The sequence below is a fragment of the Pantoea sp. GW821-FHT03E06 genome, assembly GCF_059420725.1.
Genome location: NZ_JBWKUG010000002.1, coordinates 471,414 through 488,564, shown reverse-complemented (window position 1 = coordinate 488,564; position 17,151 = coordinate 471,414). Strand labels below are relative to the sequence as shown.

Sequence of the window (17,151 nt, the reverse complement as noted above, 5' to 3'; positions counted from 1 at the left end):
GGAGACATTAAAATGGAAATGTTACGCCAGATTAAATTATTTGTGAACAATGAGGTGTTATATAAATGAAAAAAGTAAAACATCTCTACATCATTATTTTCCTCGCCGCCATCTTAACCTACCTGGTCTCAGCAGAATATACCAAGTTGGGGGCCCACTCATTATGGTGGAGCCTGCGTCAGAACATGGTATTTCTCGCCGGCGTGTTGGCATGGTTTGGTATGTCTTTTACGATTATTTTAAGTATTCGCAACGGTGTTATTTCCCGCTGGTGCGGCGGGCTGGATAAAGCGTATAAATTGCACAAATGGTGTGCTATTTCAGCCGTGGTGCTGGCGTTAATTCACTGGCTGGCAGAGAAAGTGCCGCACTGGTTAGTTGATGCAGGCATGGTTGCCCACCCTGGAGAATTGGGTGACATTGTTATGGCCGGCTGGCAAGAGCAGTTATTAGATTTCGGACTGGTATTAGCAGAGTATGGTTTATATCTCTTAATTGCGCTGTCGCTGGTCTCTATCAGTAAAAAAATTCCCTATCACATCTTTTATTACCTGCATAAAGCTTTTCCGGTTGTCTATATCGCCTGTGCCTATCATGTGATGACGTCGTTATTTAAAACCGACTGGTGGCAAACTCCCGCTGCCTATCTGTTGGCGTTCGTCACGGCGGTGGCGGTGGGTTGCGCGTTGATTGCATTATTCCAGCGAACCGGCAGTCGCAACACGTCCGTGGCCGATATTCTTCATGTTGAAGCGGCACCGCAAGATATCGTCGAGGTGACAGTACGTCATCGCGCCACTATCCCGATGTTGCCCGGACAGTTTGCGTTTGTGCAGTTTGCACACTCGACAGAGCGCCATCCGTTTACCCTGTCTGATGTTAATCCCGATGAAAAATCGCTGACTTTTTCTATAAAAAAGCTCGGTGATTATACCCGCGAGCTGGCTCAGCATCTCCTGCCGGGCCAACGTGTAAAAATTGAAGGTCCCTACGGTGATTTTACCTTTGAACATGCAGGAAATAAGCAGTTATGGATTGCCGGAGGTATTGGTGTGACACCCTTTATGGCGAAATTGAAAGATGCCGTGAGAAAAGGGCAGCCACTTTCGGGTGTTGAATTCTGGTACTTTACTCGTCCGGACCGGGGATTGACCTATCCAGATTATTTAACTGAACTGTGTCACCAGGCCGGCGTGAGGCTTAAATACGTCACCGTAAATAGTACGGAAAATATGCAACAACACGTTACTGAAATGAAAAGCAGCCTGAATGACAACGGGGTGGATATTTGGTTTTGCGGACCTGATGGTTTGAAAAAAAGCATTAATGATACGCTGAAACAGCAAGCCGTTAGCATTCAACATTTTCATGCGGATTGCTTCTCGTGGCGATGATAAAAGCCAACGAAAAATAATTGCGCGGTATCGATTTTTATTTAAATCAATTATGTGAAGGTGGTCACCTTTAGTGGCCGCCTTGCAGGCTTATCGCACGCTATATTCCCTTAACAGTCAGCCAATCTTTTATTGATGCGGAGTGTTAACTTGATTAATTCTAATAATTTCAAAAGGCAGGGTTTAGCAACCAACCTAACCGTGGCATTATCTGCTGTTCTTTTCATCATAGCGGGAAGTGCAATGGCAACTGCAGCGGAACATCACAACCAAACGGCCTTAGTGGGCACATGGACCAGCATCCCGGATGCACCCTTAGTGCAAAACCCGGGACATCCCAGCGAAGGGTTATACCGTTTGAAGGTCAATAGCGACGGTACCTTAACGCAACTCGACTTCATTAAAATGAAAAGTCCCTCATGGATTGTGAAATCACATGATGGGCGTTTTGCTTACACCACCAATGAAGAGAACGCGGGTGCTGTTACGGCGCTGGCGATTGATCACGATGGCAAGGTACGTGTGATCAATGCGGTGGACAGTCACGGGCAGCAGCCTACCCATGCCACCATCAGTCCGGAGGGTAAATTCCTGTTTGTCGCTAACTATTCCGTGGCGAAGGGCGGGGCCAGCGTTGCAGTGTTCCCGATTCATCACGATGGTTCGCTGGGTGAACAGGTACAGAATTTTCCGTTTACCCATGGAAGCGGCGCGGTGAAAGATCGCCAGGATAGCGGTCATGCACATTCGACCACCTTCACCCACGATGGCAAATACCTGTATGCGGCCGATCTCGGCGGCGACAAACTGCATGCCTACGCCTATCACGCCGGCCAAAAAGAGCCATTGCAGGCAGATAGCACACGTGATGTCAGCTTCCCAGCGGGATCGGGTCCACGTCATATGGTGTTTTCCCCCGACGGCAAACATGCTTATGTCACCACCGAAATGGCCGGTGAAGTGGTAGTGTTTGCCGTGAAGGACGATCGACTGGAGCAGCAAGCCCGGGTCAAACTGAATACGGAAAATAGCAGCGCCGAGTACCGCAGCGGCGGCGGTATTATCCTTAGCCCTAACGGTAAGTTTGTGATTGCGGCCAACCGTGGATCGGATAACCGTTTAGTGGTGTTCAGAATTGAACAAGATGGCATGTTGGGTTCGCCGGTGCGTTATAAAGCGGACGGTATTGAACCGCGCGCATTCGCTTTTGATGCCAGCGGTAAATATCTTTACGTGGCGAATGTGTTCACCAACAACATCACCATGTTCCATTTTGATGCAGAGAGCGGCGCGCTTAAAGCGGCAGGTGAAGTGGCGAAGATGCCGACGCCGACGGATATTAAATTCTTTAATTAAGGTATTGCCTTTAGCCCGGCCCTCACCCAAACCCTCTCCCGCGCGCGGGAGAGGGAGCTGCCCGAGTGATGCTCAACGTTGAGTGTCATATTCACACACGATGCCGATCGGTTCCCTCGCCCGCTTGCGGGAGAGGGCTAGGGTGAGGGGAAAAGATCTAAAGCTGCTGCACATTTAGCCGATAACTTTCCTCAATAGTACCTAACGAGGATTATTTTCATGCTAAACGGGATTGGCAGCAGCGTACTGAGAAATTTAATTACGTCAAATGCGGTGATAACGCCGGCGGTAAACAACAAAAGCGCGCAAAACGCCCTGACGGCGGAAGCATCAACCAAAGTTACCTTCAGCGAGGCGAGTGACGCTATCGCCGCGATCTATAAAATTGTGCCCGCGCAGGTGCAGAGCTCGGTGGGTGTCACCAGCAGCCTGCAAGCGCAGTTGAATGGTGCCGCGCAGTCGAAAGGCGTCGGCATGAATGGTCTTGGCAGCACTTTGCTCAGCAACCTGGTGAACAACCGTGGAGACGTGACGCTGAGCGTGCCGGCAACTGATGCGGTCAACGCTGCGCAGAGCAGCAGCCAAAGCGCGCTGGCGCTTACCGTGACGACGCAATCGGGTGTGCAGGTTAGCCTACAAATGACGCGCCAGCAGGGCGGCATGGTGGTGGAGCTGAAAACCAGCGGCGGCAAGTTAAATACTGACGAAGCCGCGGCCATCGGCAAACTGTCGGCAGGTTTGCAAACGGCACTGGATGGCTTAGATAGCAGCACCACTAAGCTCGATATCAGCGATTTAATGAAGTTTGATAGTTCCCAGCTGAAAAGTGTCGATCTCAAAACCGATCTGCGCAGCGGAAATAGCGTCACGCAGTCGCTTAATTTACATGCGGATGATCAAGAGCGCTGGCTCGGTTTCCACAATGGAGATGTCAGCATTAAGCTGGACACCGATATGTCGAAACTGACCCAGGCAGGCAGCGCTGCACAGCAGCAGGCCGCCCTGGATAAGTGGGCCGCGAAGTTCGATCAGGCAGCTTCGCGCGGTCACGGCAATAGCGACATGCTATCGCTGTTCAAAGACAGTTTCCGCGCCCTCAATACCACCGAAGGTAAAGCGAATGAAAGCATCAATACGCAACGCGTGAAGTCGATTGATGCTAACGCTGCGAAGAACGGTGCGATTAGTGGACTGGCGGATTTCTCCGCCACCTATCAGCAAACGCCGGTTGCTGGTAATCCGTATAAGCCAGAAGAAGAAGATACGTTTTCGCTGAACGTGGCACAGAAAACCACCTCGCAGACGCAGGGTGATACCCAGGATCTCACCCAGCAAACGCTGTTTAAACTGAAAGCCAGCTTCCATACCGCGCTGGATTCGGATGCGCCAGCTAAGCTCAACGCGCTGAAGTCATCGCAAAATTATAAGTACCATTTGATCGATGATGAAGAGCGTAGCCAGACGGCGGTGACGCAGAATAAGAAAGGGGAGCTGACCGCGAACTATTCCCAGCAGCTGACGCAAAATGAAACGGTGAAGCGCTATCAGCTGGCGAAGTTGATAGATAGCGTACAGATTCCGCACAGCGCGAAAAGTGAATCGACACGCTCGTTTGCCGCTGCACAGTTTGATGCACAAATATAAATGCCTAATCTGTCGTATTGTAGTCGTAAGGTCGCCATTAATGGCGACCCTACAAAATAACCATATGCATTAATTAACATTCAATTGCGTTATTTGATCTTAAGAATTACTCGCCGCTTTTTTATTCTCTTCTTTTCCCCCTATCGCCGCTGGTAGCCTGTTGTTGTCGTTAAATAAATCCATAGCTTAATAATGGCAACCCATTGCCAGATATAGCATAACCGCGCTATTTACTTGCTTTCACCCCGCTGATTATCATCGCTTTCAATCTGTTATTCATTTCCTGGCCTGCTGGCATATTCCGTGCAGGCTTACTATTCGCTGTGCAGTAAAAGTGAAATCAGCTATGACGCAAACCAGTGACGAGATTATTAACCGCGCCGCGATATTAAGCAGCGATGCACAGGCGATTGCCGCCGCACGCCATTTAGCCGAGCAGGCGAAAAGTGGGGCAGTCGAGCGCGATCAACAGCGCTTATACCCGATTGCGCTGCTCAATCAATTTACTTTACTGGGGTTGGGGAGCATCAGTGTGCCGCGAGAATTTGGCGGTGCCGGATTGTCGTTTCAAACCCTGGCGGAGGTGTTCCGTCTTATCTCGGCCAGCGATCCGTCGCTCGGGCAAATCCCCCAGAACCATTTTGGCCTGATTCAGTTCATCCTTGGCGAAGGCACGTTGGCGCAACAGCAGCAATTGCTCAGCGCAGTGGTCAGTGGCAAGCGTCTCGGCAACGGCGGTCCGGAGAAAAACACCAAACACACGCGCGATGTACAGGCGCAGCTGGTGACAACGTCACACGGAGTGCAACTCACCGGTGAGAAGTTCTACTCTACCGGCGCACTGTTCGCCGACATTCTGGTGACGACCGCGATGCACGAGCAGCAGCCGACAATGGCCTTTATTCCGTTACCGGCGCAGGGCGTAGAAATAGTTGATGACTGGTCAGGTATTGGCCAGCGCACCACCGCCAGCGGTACGGTGAAACTGCAGCAGGTAACCGTAGATCCCACGCTATTAATGCCGTTGCCGCCAGCGGAAAAGCCGACGCTGCGCGGGGCGGTTTCGCAGCTGATTCAGGCGGCGATTGATGCCGGTATTGCCCAAGGGGCGCTGGATGAAGCGTTGGAGTTTGTGCGCAGCAGCTCGCGACCGTGGGTAGATGCCAATGTCAGCCGCAATGCCGACGATCCTTACATCCTCGCCGACGTTGGCCGTCTTAGCACCGAGTTGAGCGCCGCCAGTGCCTTGCTGGCGCGTGCCGCCCGCGTGCTGGACGGTATCGACCAACAATCACTTAGCGCTGAAAACTGCGCGCGCGCGTCAATTGCGGTGGCGGAAGCCAAAGTCCTGACCACCGAAGTGGCGCTGCGGGCCAGTGAGAAGCTACTGGAATGGGGGGGCAGCCGCGCCACGCTGCTGCGTCATGGACTCGATCGCCACTGGCGTAATGCGCGTACCCATACTTTGCACGATCCGGTGCGCTGGAAAACCCACGCTATCGGCAACTATTACCTCAATGATGCGCTGCCTGCGCGTCATGCGTGGATTTAAGGAGCGGTCATGACGCAGGTATTGCCAAAACAGCGCGCGACGCGCATCAACAATGCCCATCAGGCGTTGCAGGTGGCGCAGGAACTAGCTGAACGTTTTCGCACCGGTTCCGCTCAGCGCGACCGCGAACGCGAATTGCCGCATGCGGAATTGCAGCAGTTATTTCATTCAGGACTTGGTGCTGTCACCGTGCCGCGCGCTTTCGGTGGCATTGAGATTTCTACCGCGGAGTTAGCAGAAATATTCGTTATTTTGAGCGCAGCTGACGGTTCTATCGGGCAGGTGCCGCAGAACCATTTCTACGCGCTGGAAGTGCTGCGCATTAACGGCAGCGACGCGCAGAAAAAGCGGCTGTACGCCGAGGTGCTGGATGGCGTGCATCACGGCAATGCGCTGGCGGAGTTCAGCTCGCCGGCTGCACATCAGCGTTCCACCGCCGTTTCGCAACAGGCTGAGGGATTACGTCTCAGCGGCAACAAGTTTTACTGCACCGGCGCGCTGTATGCCGATCGTATTCCGACGCTGGCGATTGCGGATGATGGCAAAGAACAGCTGGTGTTTGTACCGCGTCATCAGCCTGGCGTGAATGTGATCGATGACTGGAGCGGCTTTGGTCAGCGCACCACCGGCAGCGGCAGCGTGCAGTTCAGCAATGTGGCGATTGCGCCGGAAGATGTGGTGCCCTTCCAAACGGCGTTTGAACGCCCGAGCACCGTTGGGCCCTTTGCGCAGATTATGCATGCCGCCATCGATCAGGGCATCGCGCGTGCAGCCTTTAACGACATGCTCGATTTCCTGCGCCAGCGCGCACGTCCCTGGCCGGACAGCGGCGTAGATCGCGCCAGCGACGATCCGTTGACGCTCGATCGTACCGGTCGTCTTGCCGCGCGTCTGAGCGCAGGTGATGCGCTGCTGGCAATTGCCGGTGACGCCGTTGACGTGGCGCAGCGCGATCCCAGCGCGGAAAACGTAGCGCTGGCTTCGGTTGACGTGGCGAAGGCGCGCGCCTGGACTACCGAAGTGTCGCTGGAGGCCAGTAACCTGCTGTTTGAACTGGGTGGATCGCGCTCCAGCCTGCGCGAACACAACTTCGACCGCCACTGGCGCAATGCGCGCACCCACACCCTTCACGATCCGGTGCGCTGGAAATATCCGGCGATTGGCAACTATCTGCTGAATGGCGTGCTGCCACCGCGTCGGGGGACGATATGAGTCAAAAACAGATTCTGCTTAACGCTTTCAATATGAATTGCGTGGGCCATATTCATCACGGTATGTGGACGCATCCGCAGGATCGTTCGGTGGATTTCAATTCGCTGGAGTACTGGCTCGATTTGGCGCGCCTGCTGGAACGCGGGCTGTTTGATGGATTGTTTATCGCCGATATTCTCGGCGTGTATGACGTCTACCAGCAGGGCATTGGCCTGACGGCCCAGGAGTCGATTCAGCTGCCGGTTAACGATCCGCTGATGCTGATTTCTGGCATGGCGAGCGTTACGCAACATCTGGGCTTTGGCGTCACCGCCAACCTGAGTTATGAAGCGCCGTATCCGTTTGCGCGCCGCCTTTCCACGCTTGATCACCTGACCAAAGGGCGCATCGGCTGGAACATTGTCACCGGTTATCTCGATAGCGCCGCACGCGCCATGGGGCAGCAACAGCTGCTGGCGCACGACCGTCGCTACGATCAGGCCGATGAGTTTCTGGATGTCACCTACAAATTGTGGGAAGGCAGCTGGCAGGACGATGCGGTGGTGCAGGATAAGGTCAATCGTCTGTACGCCGATGCCAGCAAAATCAAGCAAATCCATCATCAGGGCGAGTTCTATCAGGTGCAGGGCTATCACCTGAGCAGCCCATCACCACAGCGCACACCGCTGCTGTTCCAGGCCGGTTCCTCGGCGCGCGGCGTGCAGTTTGCCGGGCGTCATGCCGAGTGCAGCTTTGTTAATGCAGCGTCGCCAGCGGCGATGCGCGAGCAGTCCACGCGCCTACGCCAGGCGGCGGTGGCAGCCGGACGCCATCCTGACGATCTGCGCATCTTTATGGGCGTCAGCGTGATTGTGGCACCGACCGAACGTGAAGCGCAGGAGAAGCAGCGCAGCTATCTTGAATATGCCAGCCCGGAAGCCGGCATCGCCCACTTCTCCAGCTCGATTGGTCTGGACTTGGCGGCCTTTGAACTGGATGAGCCGATTCAGACTGGCGACACGCGCGCGATCGAATCGGTGAGCAAAGCCTTCAGCGGCTGGACGCGTCGTCGCTTGCTGGAGCAGCACGCCATGGGCAGCCGCTATCCGCTGATCGTCGGCAACCCGAGCCAGGTCGCCGATGCGTTGATCAAGTGGATCGATGAAGGCGATATCGACGGCTTTAACCTGACGCGCATCCTTAATCCGCAGAGCTACCGCGATTTTATCGATCTGGTGGTACCGGAATTGCAGCAGCGCGGCCGCTTTAAAACCACCTATCAGCCCGGCTCATTACGGCAAAAAATCTTTCAACAGCAGGACCGTTTGCCCGATCGCCATCCGGCGGCGCGCTGGCGCGACGGCGTTAACCTTCGTTAATTTAACCTCAGGGATCTGATATGAAAATTGCACGTCAATTCGCGCTGGCTGCCAGCGTCGCACTGCTGGCGTTTAGCGCCGTCGCTGCCGAGAACTACAGCGGACCGCTGAAAGTCGGTACCACCGCAGCCTTTGCGCCGCCGCTGGAAACCGCGGTGGCCGAAGCGAAAAAACAGGGTTTGAACGTTGAGCTGGTGGAGTTCACCGACTGGACGGCACCCAACGTCAGCGTGGAAAACGGCGATATCGATGTGAACCTGTTCCAGCATAAGCCGTTCCTCGAGAATGCCAATCAGCAGGGCGGATTCCATCTGGTACCTTATGCACCGGCGATCATCAATAATATCGGGCTCTATTCGAAGAAACACACCGCGATTGACCAGATCCCCGACGGTGGCACGGTGGCGATTGCCAACGATCCGATCAACGGCGCGCGCGGCCTGCTGCTGCTGCAAAAAGCCAAACTGATTACGCTGAAACCGGGCGCGGGTCTCAAATCGACCGTGGATGATATCGTCAGCAATCCAAAGCATCTCAAGATCATCGAAGTGGAAGCGGTGCAGCTATCGCGCTCGCTGGATGAAGTCGATTTAGCGCAGGGCTATCCGCACTATCTACGCCTGTCGAAGACCATTGATCCTAACAATGCCTTGCTGTTCGATGGCCTTGAGCATCCGGAATATGTGATTCAGTTTGTCATCCGCGACGGTCATCAGAACGATCCACGTCTGGCGAAGTTTGTCGATATCTACCAGCATTCGCCGGTAGTACGCGCCAAACTGGATGACTTCTACGGCAAACTGTATCAGCCGGGCTGGAGCCAGTAAGCATGGTTAGCCTGACGCTACCCGGCGAGCGCGATGCGTTGCTGTCACCGACGGCCGAGACGGCAGGGAAAGTGCACGTGCAGATTCGTGGCTTGAGTAAACGTTATCCCGGACAAACCCAGGAGGCGCTGAAAGCGGTGGATCTGCAGGTTAAGCGCGGCGAGATTTTCGGCATTATTGGTCGTAGCGGTGCCGGTAAATCGACGCTGATTCGCTGCCTTAACCGGCTGGAAAACCCGACAAGCGGTCAGGTGGTGATTGACGGCATCGATCTTGGCAGCCTGAGCGATCGTCAGCTGGTGGATTGGCGACGTCGTACCGGTATGATCTTCCAGCATTTCAATTTGCTTTCCGCCAAAACGGTGCGCGAAAACATTGAGCTGCCGATGAAAGTGGCGGGCGTGCCTGCGGCTGAGCGGCGGCGCAAGGTGGATGAACTGCTGGCGCTGGTGGGACTGGAGCAGCGTCAACACGCCTGGCCTGCACAGTTGTCCGGCGGCCAGAAGCAGCGCGTCGGCATTGCGCGCGCGCTGGTGCACGATCCCGAACTGCTGCTGTGTGATGAGGCGACTTCAGCGCTCGATCCGGAAACCACACGCTCGATTCTGGCGCTGCTGAAGAAAATCAATCAGCAGCGGCACATCACTATCGTGTTGATTACGCATGAAATGGATGTGGTGCACGATCTCTGTCATCAGGTAGCGGTGATCGATCAAGGTGAAATCATTGAGCGCGGTCCGGTATGGCAGGTATATAGCGATCCGCAGCAGGAAACCACGCGCCAATTGCTCAACCCGCAGTTCAGTGCGCTGCCAGAAGCGATTCAACCGCTGCTGACGCCAACGCGTCAGCGTGCCGATTCGCGTCTGCTGGTGCGCCTGCGCTACACCGGACAAGGCGCGCTACCGGATTTGGCGGCGCTGAGCACGCGCGTGGGCGGGGAACTGACCTTGCTGTTCAGCGCGGTGGAGTGGGTGGATAACAAGCCGACCGGGCAGATGCTACTGCTGCTGGATGCGCGTCATGAATCTGACGCCGTGCGTGCGCTATTAACCCCTGTTGCTGACCAACTGGAGATTCCGGGCTATGTCACTGGCTATTGATCGTTTATGGGTGGGGCTGCTGGATACGCTGCTGATGGTTGGCGTGTCCTCGCTGCTGGCGCTGGCCTTGGGTTTGCCGATGGCGGTGATTTTGGTGGTGACCGGACGCGGCGATCTGTTTCCCAGCCCGCTGTTGAATCGTGTGCTTGGCTGGGTGGTGAACCTGTTCCGCTCGATTCCGTTTTTGATTCTGATGGTAGCGCTGATTCCATTTACCCGCTGGATCGTCGGCACCACCTACGGCGTGTGGGCGGCGGTGGTGCCGCTGACGCTGGCAGCAACGCCATTTTTTGCGCGTATAGCCGAAGTGAGCCTGCGTGAAGTGGATAAAGGGCTGACCGAAGCGGCGCAGGCGATGGGCTTTCATCGCTGGCACATTATCTGGCATGTGCTGTTGCCCGAAGCGCGACCCGGCATCGTCAGCGGATTTACCATTACGCTGGTGACGATGATCAACGCTTCAGCCATGGCCGGCGCGATTGGTGCCGGTGGTTTGGGCGATCTGGCTTATCGTTATGGCTATCAGCGTTTTGATATGCAGGTGATGCTGACGGTGATTGTGGTGCTGGTGGCGCTGGTCACGGTGCTGCAGTTTTTTGGCGACAGGTTGTCGCGGCGGTTGAATCACCGCTGATATGAGCGGTCGCCATCAATGGCGACCCTACAAATCTGAACCGGCTCTATTACCGTTGATTGCGTGGTCGCCATTAATGACGACCCTACGAAAACACACCGTAGGGTGCGCATTAATGCGCACCAGCAATTTAACGGATCGATAATCCTTCTAGTGCGGCCAGCAGCGCATCGACTTTGGGAAGCAGCTGTTTGCGGCGCGGCCAGATCAGCGTTAAGGCTAAACCGTCCGGCTGCTGTTCGGGCAGAATAATCTGCAGATCGCCGCGCGCCAGCGGCTCACGGATCAACCACGATGGCATCTGGGCAATACCTAGCCCGCCACACACTGCCTGCACCTGCGCATCCACATCCCCCAGCGCCATGCGGTGCGGCACATTGCGCCAGTGCGGATAGCCATCTTCAGTGGTAAACAGCCATGGTTTGGTGCTGCCATCGACGCGTTCATACATGATGGCCTGATGCTGAAGCAGCTCGCTTTCATTGTTTGGGCGACCTACGCGCGTCAGGTAATCCGGTGACGCGCAAAATACCATGCGTTCGCGACCCATCTGGCGACAGCCGAGCGAGGCGGGTAGATCGGGCGATCCGCCAATGCGTACCGCAACATCAATCCCCTCATCGAACAGATCGATAAAACGATCGGAGAACGTCAGATTGAGCTCTACATCCGGATGCTGCTGGCAAAACGGAATCAGCAGCGGCATCACGCCAAGGCGGCCATAAGTATTCGGCACCGCGAGGCGCAAGCGGCCGGAAGGGATGGTGCGCTGCGCCGCCAGCACCGCTTCGGCTTCTGCCAGCTCCTCCATAATGCGCAAACAGGTTTGGTAATAGGCGTTACCGGCGTCGGTGAGTTTCAGGCTGCGCGTGGTGCGCTCCAGCAGGCGCGAGCCAAGCCGGGTTTCCAGCCGCGTTACGCTCTTACTCACGGCGGAACCGGTCAAATGCAGACGCTCAGCGGCAGCGGCAAAGCTGCCGCTCTCCACGCTGGCAACAAAAGGAACAATATCTTTCAGGCGTTGATCGTGCATCGATTAGTGAACTCAGGTTGTGAATGCCGTGAATTAATGCCAAAGATAGGAATTTAATTCTCTATTAAACTCATCATTACTGAAACTGAGGAGAATTGAAATGCAAAAGCAGGCATTGATTGTAGGTATTAGCGGTGTGATTGGACGTGCGCTGGCAGAAAAATTACAGCGTGAAGGCTGGCAGGTGAGCGGCTTATCGCGCGGACGTGGCGCGGTGCCAGATGGCTGCCGCAGCCTGACTGCCGATCTTACTGACGCAGCAGCGGTGCGCGCTGCGCTGGGGCAAGAGAAGCCGGATGCACTGTTCTTTAGCGTTTGGTCGCGTCAGGAAAATGAGAAAGAGAACATTCGCGTCAATGGCGCGATGGTGCGCAACGTAATTGAAGCGTTAGGCGATCGTCTAAACGGCGCGCATGTGGCGCTGGTGACCGGCCTCAAGCACTACCTCGGTCCATTTGAAGCGTACGGCAAAGGCGCGGTGCCGGTCACACCGTTCCGCGAAGAGCAGGGTCGTCAGCCGGTCGATAACTTCTATTACGCGCAGGAAGATGAAGTGTTTGCCGGGGCGGAGAAATATGGCTATCGCTGGAGCGTGCATCGCCCGCACTCCATCGTTGGGTTCGCGCTGGGCAACGCCATGAACATGGGCCAGACGCTGGCAGTCTACGCTACGCTGTGCCGTGAACAAGGCTTGCCGTTTATTTTCCCCGGTTCGCCAGAACAGTGGAACGGTGTTTCTGATGTCACCGATGCCGGTTTGCTGGCTGAGCAACTGCTGTGGACGGCGACGGCGGCAGAAGCGGCCAATCAGGACTTCAATGCGGTGAACGGAGATGTGTTCCGCTGGAACTGGTTGTGGCCACGTCTGGCGGCCTATTTCGGCGTGGAAGCGGCGGCGTATCCGGCACAGATGATGCCACTGGAAGGGCGCATGCAGGATGCGGCAGATGCCTGGCGTGATGTGGCAGCACGTTATCAGCTGCGCGAAGCGGACATCACTAAGCTCGCATCCTGGTGGCACACCGATGCCGACTTGGGCCGTCCGATGGAAGCCTTCACCGACATGAGCAAGAGCCGCAAAGCGGGCTTTACCGGGTATCGTTCAACGCTGGATTCCTTTACTGAACTTTTTGATCGGCTGAAAGCAGAGAAGGTTATCCCACAATAAAGCTGCGCGAAATAAAAAGGGCGGCTCGTGAGAACCGCCCTCCAAATTAACTGTTTTGCAATGCGCCTGCCGGTTTTAACCATTACTTCTTCTTATAAACGATCGCAGTGCCATATATTTTATTATTGGTATTTGCTGAGGTAACGATATAAATATCGCCGCCTTTTTCATCTGCCAGTTTAGACAGTTCTTCTTTGGCGCTTGCCGCATCCGTTTCACCCGAAGTGGAAATATTTCCCACCTCAACGTATTGATCTTTCACCTTTTCAAATTCTACTTTTGTCATCAGTTCTGCAGCAAATGCGCTAAAAGATAGTGAGGTTGCTAATAATGCCAATATTAATTTTTTCATACGAATCCTTGGATGAGGTAAATGATGGGAATAATGTTAGCATTGCTATTATTCTATAGTTTACAAATGTGCCCTTTACAATGTGATTGAGCCAATTTTTAAACTTTTGCGTAACTTGCATCCCCTCCAAAAATTAACTTAAAAAAGTTAACTCTCTTACTTCAACGTCACCCAACGTTTTCCCACCAACACCGTCATTGCCACAATGGTCACTATTGCAGCCAGATGCATGACAAAATCCATTGGATGCAGATGGACCGGATGGCAAAACGCCAGCAGCGTGACCGCCATGCAGGAGACGCCCAATCCCGCCATCGCTAAGCTGCGTACCGGATGCAGTGCGCGAGTACGGCGCAGGCTGGCGATCATTAGCAGCATCATTGGCGTGCTGACCACCAGCAAAAAGGTAAAACAGCGCGTACTGTCGTTATCGTGCACCAGCGGCATTTCACCGGGAATCTGGCTGATGCTCATGCCCAGCCACAATAAACCGATTGGCAGCAGCGCTTTCCAGCTGATGCTGCGACGTCCGGCGATGCTCATCGTAAAGGCGCTGCGGATCGCCAGGGTACCGAGTACAAACGCCAGCGCAAGTTGCAACATGGCCTGTAGCGCGCCGGGCTGCGTCCAGTCGGTGAAACTGCGCTGTACCAAAAAGCTGGCGGCAATCCCGCAGGGGAGAGCCAGCAGCAGCCAGACAAAGACGCGCCAGCCGGTTGAACGCAGCGGTTTAACGGGTTGCATCTCGCGCCCGAGTTTTTCAATTAACAGGTCATGATCGGTCATGATTGGCTCCAAAGCGGCGCAAATTGGTTAATGCGCGATGTAGTAGCGATTTCACCGCCGCCACACTCAGGTTGTTATGCGCGGCCGCTTCCGTCAGGCTCATCTCACGCAGGTGAACATGTTCAACAATTTCGCGCTGACGCGAAGGTAGCTGTTGCAGGTAACCGGCCAGCTCATCCTGCGTATCTTGCCGGTGCGCGTCCGGTACGCTGGCGGCTTCCGGTAATGCGTCGTCGTTCACTTCCCACTGCTGATGGCGGCCGCGACGTCGCAATGCATCAATAGCGCGCGCCGAGATAATCGCCATCAGCCAGGGCAAAAAAGGGTAGGCAGGATCATAGGTGTGACGCACCCGATGCACTGCCAACAGCACATCCTGAATCACATCTTCGACTAATGCCTCATCGCTGAAGTGCTTGCGTACTTGCGAACGAATCACCGGCACCAGCGCTTTGAGCAATCGGGTATAGGCGAGCTGATCGCCCGCCTGCGCCCGTTCCATTAGCGCGGGCCAACTTTCGCGCGCGCTATCGCTTGTTTGCATAATCCGCCTTGTTGTTCTTACGCCTTCTTGCTTGCCGCCTGATTGAGCGCATTCACCACAATGCTGGGTGTCAGCACCTGCGGCAGCACTTTCGGCGGTCCGCCATCGGCGGGGTACACCAGATACATCGGTAAGCCACCCTGGCCGAATTCACTCATCGTGTCATCCACGTCCGGGTTAAATTTAGTGGAATCGGCCACCATGTACAGCGTACCGGTTTTTGCTAACGCGTCTTGCACGGCCTGCGTTGAGAGCGAGGTTTTCTCGTTCACCTGGCAGGTGATGCACCAGGAGGCGGTGAAATCGACAAAGATCGCTTTACCGTGACCGCGCTGCGCTTCAACCGCTTGCGGCGACCATTTGGCTTTGCTTACTTCAGCCGTGAGCCGATCGCCCGCCAGCCCTGTGCCCGGTTTGATCAGGCTGGGTAGTGGCGCGATCACCGCGATAATTAACACCGCCGTCACGCTATACATGACTTTATGACTTTTACCGGCGAAGTGGCGATGCTGCGCCATCCCATATAACCAGCCAGCGAAGGCAACGACCACAGAGGCAGCCAGTAAGGTGGCGAGGGCTGCGCTGCCCGCTTGCTGCGCTAAAACCCATACCAGCCAGGCGTAAGCACCAAACATAGGGAACGCCAGGCCGCGCTTAAGAATATCCATCCATGCGCCGGGACGCGGCAGGAATTTAGCCAAAGCCGGGAACAGGGAAACCAGCGTAAACGGTGCGGCAAAGCCCAGCGCCAACGCGAAAAAGATCACTAAGGCAACGGCAGGCGGCTGTACCAACGCATAACCGATGGCGCTGGCCATAAACGGCGCGGCGCAGGGTGTCGCAACGATAATCGCTAGCGCGCCGGTCAAGGCTGAACGCGTAAAGGCGCCGCGTCCGACATCGACCGAACCTACACGCTGTACCGATAAACCCACTTCAAACACGCCAAGTAAATTGAGTGCGGCGGCAAGGATCACCAGCGAAAGCAGGGCGATCACCAACGGCGATTGCAGTTGGAAGCCCCAGCCAACGGCGGCACCACCGGCTCGCGCCGCCAGCAAGATCCCCGCCAGCGCCATCATGGTGACGACAACGCCGAGTAAAAAGCCCAAACCTTCGCGGCGCGCGCTGGCGGCGTTATCGGTATGGCGTAACAGGCCGAGTGCTTTCAGCGAGATCACCGGAAACACGCAGGGCATAAGATTGAGAATAATGCCGCCGATGAAGGCGGCCAGCATGGCGGTTAACATCGCTGGCCTCTTTGCTTAGTGAGTTTGCGGATGAGAGGCGTCGTACTGCTTAACGGCGGCCAGCGCTTTCTCGATATGCGTGTCAGGGTTTCTATCAGTGTAACTCAGCAGAATATTGCCATCTGGCGCAATCACGTAAGAGGTACGATCGGAGAGGGTTTTGCCTTTCATCTGCATGGTGGTTTGGTATTGTGCGGCCACTTTTGCGCCCGGATCGGCGGCAACGGTAAATTTATCGCGGCACTCCAGTTTGGAGAAATCGCTAACCTGATCGGTATTGCCCGCGGTGACCCCAATGACTGTGGCGCCCATTTTGGTAAAGCTATCTGTGGCTTCGGCAAAATCGTGCGCTTCGATGGTGCAGCCCTTACTGAACGCGGCCGGGAAGAAATAGAGTACCACTGGGCCTTTCTGCAGCGCTTTATCCAGTGAGAAGGTCAATGGCTTACCGGCTAACGCGCCCTGCAGTTCAAAGTTGGGGGCTTTAGCGCCTACCGGCAATGCGGCACCGGCGTTGAACGCGGACAGACCCAGTGCTGCTGTTATAGTCAGGGTACAAACGAGGGATTTCATGCGTTTCATTAGCTGCTCCTGCGATGTAGGGGAGTTCCGATTTGGGTGACTCAGTAGTTCAGTTCGCTGGGGCGGGAAGGAAAGTTTCGGTGGAGGTGAAAAAAAACTATTTTTTTAGACGTGCCAACATACGCATGCTGTTCTCAACAGCGTGGTCAGATCGGGATTGTTTTCAAAATGAGCAATAGTGGATTGTTTTAACCCGACTTTCTTCGCCAATTCACTCTGTGTCCATTGGTTCTTTTGACGAATCAGCCTGACGTGATTGGCAAGTTGGCGCGGACTGTAAATCATCTCTTATTCTCATCTTAAGGGTGCATAACGTTGAGCCATTATCCCTTACAGAGGATAAGAAAGCGTTTATC

16 protein-coding genes and 1 pseudogene are annotated in these 17,151 nt (G+C 55.0%); 10 read left to right on the top strand and 7 right to left on the bottom strand.

The window, feature by feature from the left end:
• Positions 1–65 precede the first annotated feature (65 nt).
• The 9 genes from AC07WB_RS21775 (at position 66) to AC07WB_RS21735 (ending at position 11,080) form a co-directional block, all read left to right on the top strand.
• Complete coding sequence (locus AC07WB_RS21775; RefSeq protein ID WP_400457583.1) at positions 66–1,394, top strand: ferredoxin reductase family protein; 1,329 nt, start codon at positions 66–68, stop codon at positions 1,392–1,394.
• A 243-nt stretch (positions 1,395–1,637) separates the two neighbouring features.
• On the top strand, positions 1,638–2,750 hold the full coding sequence (locus AC07WB_RS21770) for a beta-propeller fold lactonase family protein (RefSeq protein WP_097098006.1): 1,113 nt from the start codon (positions 1,638–1,640) through the stop codon (positions 2,748–2,750).
• A 219-nt stretch (positions 2,751–2,969) separates the two neighbouring features.
• Positions 2,970–4,394 carry a hypothetical protein gene (locus AC07WB_RS21765; protein ID WP_494941318.1) on the top strand — a complete coding sequence of 475 codons (1,425 nt, stop codon included), beginning with the start codon at positions 2,970–2,972 and terminating at the stop codon, positions 4,392–4,394.
• Between the two features lie 346 nt (positions 4,395–4,740).
• Positions 4,741–5,946 carry an SfnB family sulfur acquisition oxidoreductase gene (locus tag AC07WB_RS21760; RefSeq protein WP_400457587.1) on the top strand — a complete coding sequence of 402 codons (1,206 nt, stop codon included), beginning with the start codon at positions 4,741–4,743 and terminating at the stop codon, positions 5,944–5,946.
• A 9-nt stretch (positions 5,947–5,955) separates the two neighbouring features.
• Complete coding sequence (locus AC07WB_RS21755; protein WP_345830590.1) at positions 5,956–7,158, top strand: SfnB family sulfur acquisition oxidoreductase; 1,203 nt, start codon at positions 5,956–5,958, stop codon at positions 7,156–7,158.
• On the top strand, positions 7,155–8,516 hold the full coding sequence (locus AC07WB_RS21750) for an LLM class flavin-dependent oxidoreductase (RefSeq protein WP_494941317.1): 1,362 nt from the start codon (positions 7,155–7,157) through the stop codon (positions 8,514–8,516). Before AC07WB_RS21755 ends, AC07WB_RS21750 begins: the two co-directional genes overlap by 4 nt.
• Before the next feature lie 20 nt (positions 8,517–8,536).
• Positions 8,537–9,343, top strand: a complete 807-nt coding sequence (locus AC07WB_RS21745; protein ID WP_345830594.1) for a MetQ/NlpA family ABC transporter substrate-binding protein — start codon at positions 8,537–8,539, stop codon at positions 9,341–9,343.
• Between the two features lie 2 nt (positions 9,344–9,345).
• Positions 9,346–10,446, top strand: a complete 1,101-nt coding sequence (locus tag AC07WB_RS21740) for a methionine ABC transporter ATP-binding protein (RefSeq protein ID WP_097098000.1) — start codon at positions 9,346–9,348, stop codon at positions 10,444–10,446.
• Entirely contained in the window at positions 10,430–11,080 is a 651-nt protein-coding gene (locus AC07WB_RS21735) for a methionine ABC transporter permease (RefSeq protein ID WP_049851713.1), read from the top strand. The genes AC07WB_RS21740 and AC07WB_RS21735 overlap by 17 nt, the downstream gene beginning before the upstream one ends.
• 130 nt (positions 11,081–11,210) lie before the next feature.
• Here AC07WB_RS21735 and AC07WB_RS21730 read toward each other — a convergent pair whose 3' ends face one another.
• Positions 11,211–12,113, bottom strand: a complete 903-nt coding sequence (locus AC07WB_RS21730) for a LysR family transcriptional regulator (protein ID WP_097097998.1) — start codon at positions 12,111–12,113, stop codon at positions 11,211–11,213.
• Positions 12,114–12,213: 100 nt separating this feature from the next.
• Here AC07WB_RS21730 and AC07WB_RS21725 point away from each other — a divergent pair, with 100 nt between their 5' ends.
• Positions 12,214–13,281, top strand: coding sequence for an SDR family oxidoreductase (locus tag AC07WB_RS21725; protein WP_494941316.1), 1,068 nt, complete (start codon positions 12,214–12,216; stop codon positions 13,279–13,281).
• An 82-nt stretch (positions 13,282–13,363) separates the two neighbouring features.
• Here AC07WB_RS21725 and yahO read toward each other — a convergent pair whose 3' ends face one another.
• The 6 genes and pseudogenes from yahO to hipB all read right to left on the bottom strand — a co-directional run.
• The gene (gene yahO, locus AC07WB_RS21720; protein WP_097097996.1) at positions 13,364–13,633 is read right to left on the bottom strand and encodes a DUF1471 family periplasmic protein YahO; all 270 of its coding nucleotides are present in this window, start codon (positions 13,631–13,633) and stop codon (positions 13,364–13,366) included.
• Positions 13,634–13,789: 156 nt separating this feature from the next.
• Complete coding sequence (locus AC07WB_RS21715) at positions 13,790–14,419, bottom strand: NrsF family protein (protein WP_494941315.1); 630 nt, start codon at positions 14,417–14,419, stop codon at positions 13,790–13,792.
• The gene (locus AC07WB_RS21710) at positions 14,406–14,963 is read right to left on the bottom strand and encodes a sigma-70 family RNA polymerase sigma factor (RefSeq protein WP_097097994.1); all 558 of its coding nucleotides are present in this window, start codon (positions 14,961–14,963) and stop codon (positions 14,406–14,408) included. Before AC07WB_RS21710 ends, AC07WB_RS21715 begins: the two co-directional genes overlap by 14 nt.
• Before the next feature lie 17 nt (positions 14,964–14,980).
• Positions 14,981–16,213 (bottom strand): protein-disulfide reductase DsbD family protein, encoded by a 1,233-nt coding sequence (locus AC07WB_RS21705; RefSeq protein WP_345830607.1) that lies wholly within the window; start codon positions 16,211–16,213, stop codon positions 14,981–14,983.
• Between the two features lie 15 nt (positions 16,214–16,228).
• Positions 16,229–16,795 (bottom strand): peroxiredoxin, encoded by a 567-nt coding sequence (locus AC07WB_RS21700; protein ID WP_097097992.1) that lies wholly within the window; start codon positions 16,793–16,795, stop codon positions 16,229–16,231.
• Between the two features lie 138 nt (positions 16,796–16,933).
• Positions 16,934–17,080: pseudogene (gene hipB, locus AC07WB_RS21695) on the bottom strand (type II toxin-antitoxin system antitoxin HipB); the annotation flags it as partial.
• Between the last annotated feature and the right edge of the window lie 71 nt (positions 17,081–17,151).

Coding starts and splice junctions, on each gene's coding strand:
- AC07WB_RS21740 (WP_097098000.1), top strand. CDS start 9,346: ATGGTTAGCCTGACGCTACCCGGCGAGCGCGATGCGTTGCTGTCACCG.
- AC07WB_RS21750 (WP_494941317.1), top strand. CDS start 7,155: ATGAGTCAAAAACAGATTCTGCTTAACGCTTTCAATATGAATTGCGTG.
- AC07WB_RS21735 (WP_049851713.1), top strand. CDS start 10,430: ATGTCACTGGCTATTGATCGTTTATGGGTGGGGCTGCTGGATACGCTG.
- yahO (WP_097097996.1), bottom strand. CDS start 13,633: ATGAAAAAATTAATATTGGCATTATTAGCAACCTCACTATCTTTTAGC.
- AC07WB_RS21725 (WP_494941316.1), top strand. CDS start 12,214: ATGCAAAAGCAGGCATTGATTGTAGGTATTAGCGGTGTGATTGGACGT.
- AC07WB_RS21765 (WP_494941318.1), top strand. CDS start 2,970: ATGCTAAACGGGATTGGCAGCAGCGTACTGAGAAATTTAATTACGTCA.
- AC07WB_RS21730 (WP_097097998.1), bottom strand. CDS start 12,113: ATGCACGATCAACGCCTGAAAGATATTGTTCCTTTTGTTGCCAGCGTG.
- AC07WB_RS21770 (WP_097098006.1), top strand. CDS start 1,638: ATGGCAACTGCAGCGGAACATCACAACCAAACGGCCTTAGTGGGCACA.
- AC07WB_RS21700 (WP_097097992.1), bottom strand. CDS start 16,795: ATGAAACGCATGAAATCCCTCGTTTGTACCCTGACTATAACAGCAGCA.
- AC07WB_RS21710 (WP_097097994.1), bottom strand. CDS start 14,963: ATGCAAACAAGCGATAGCGCGCGCGAAAGTTGGCCCGCGCTAATGGAA.
- AC07WB_RS21705 (WP_345830607.1), bottom strand. CDS start 16,213: ATGTTAACCGCCATGCTGGCCGCCTTCATCGGCGGCATTATTCTCAAT.
- AC07WB_RS21715 (WP_494941315.1), bottom strand. CDS start 14,419: ATGACCGATCATGACCTGTTAATTGAAAAACTCGGGCGCGAGATGCAA.
- AC07WB_RS21775 (WP_400457583.1), top strand. CDS start 66: ATGAAAAAAGTAAAACATCTCTACATCATTATTTTCCTCGCCGCCATC.
- AC07WB_RS21760 (WP_400457587.1), top strand. CDS start 4,741: ATGACGCAAACCAGTGACGAGATTATTAACCGCGCCGCGATATTAAGC.
- AC07WB_RS21755 (WP_345830590.1), top strand. CDS start 5,956: ATGACGCAGGTATTGCCAAAACAGCGCGCGACGCGCATCAACAATGCC.
- AC07WB_RS21745 (WP_345830594.1), top strand. CDS start 8,537: ATGAAAATTGCACGTCAATTCGCGCTGGCTGCCAGCGTCGCACTGCTG.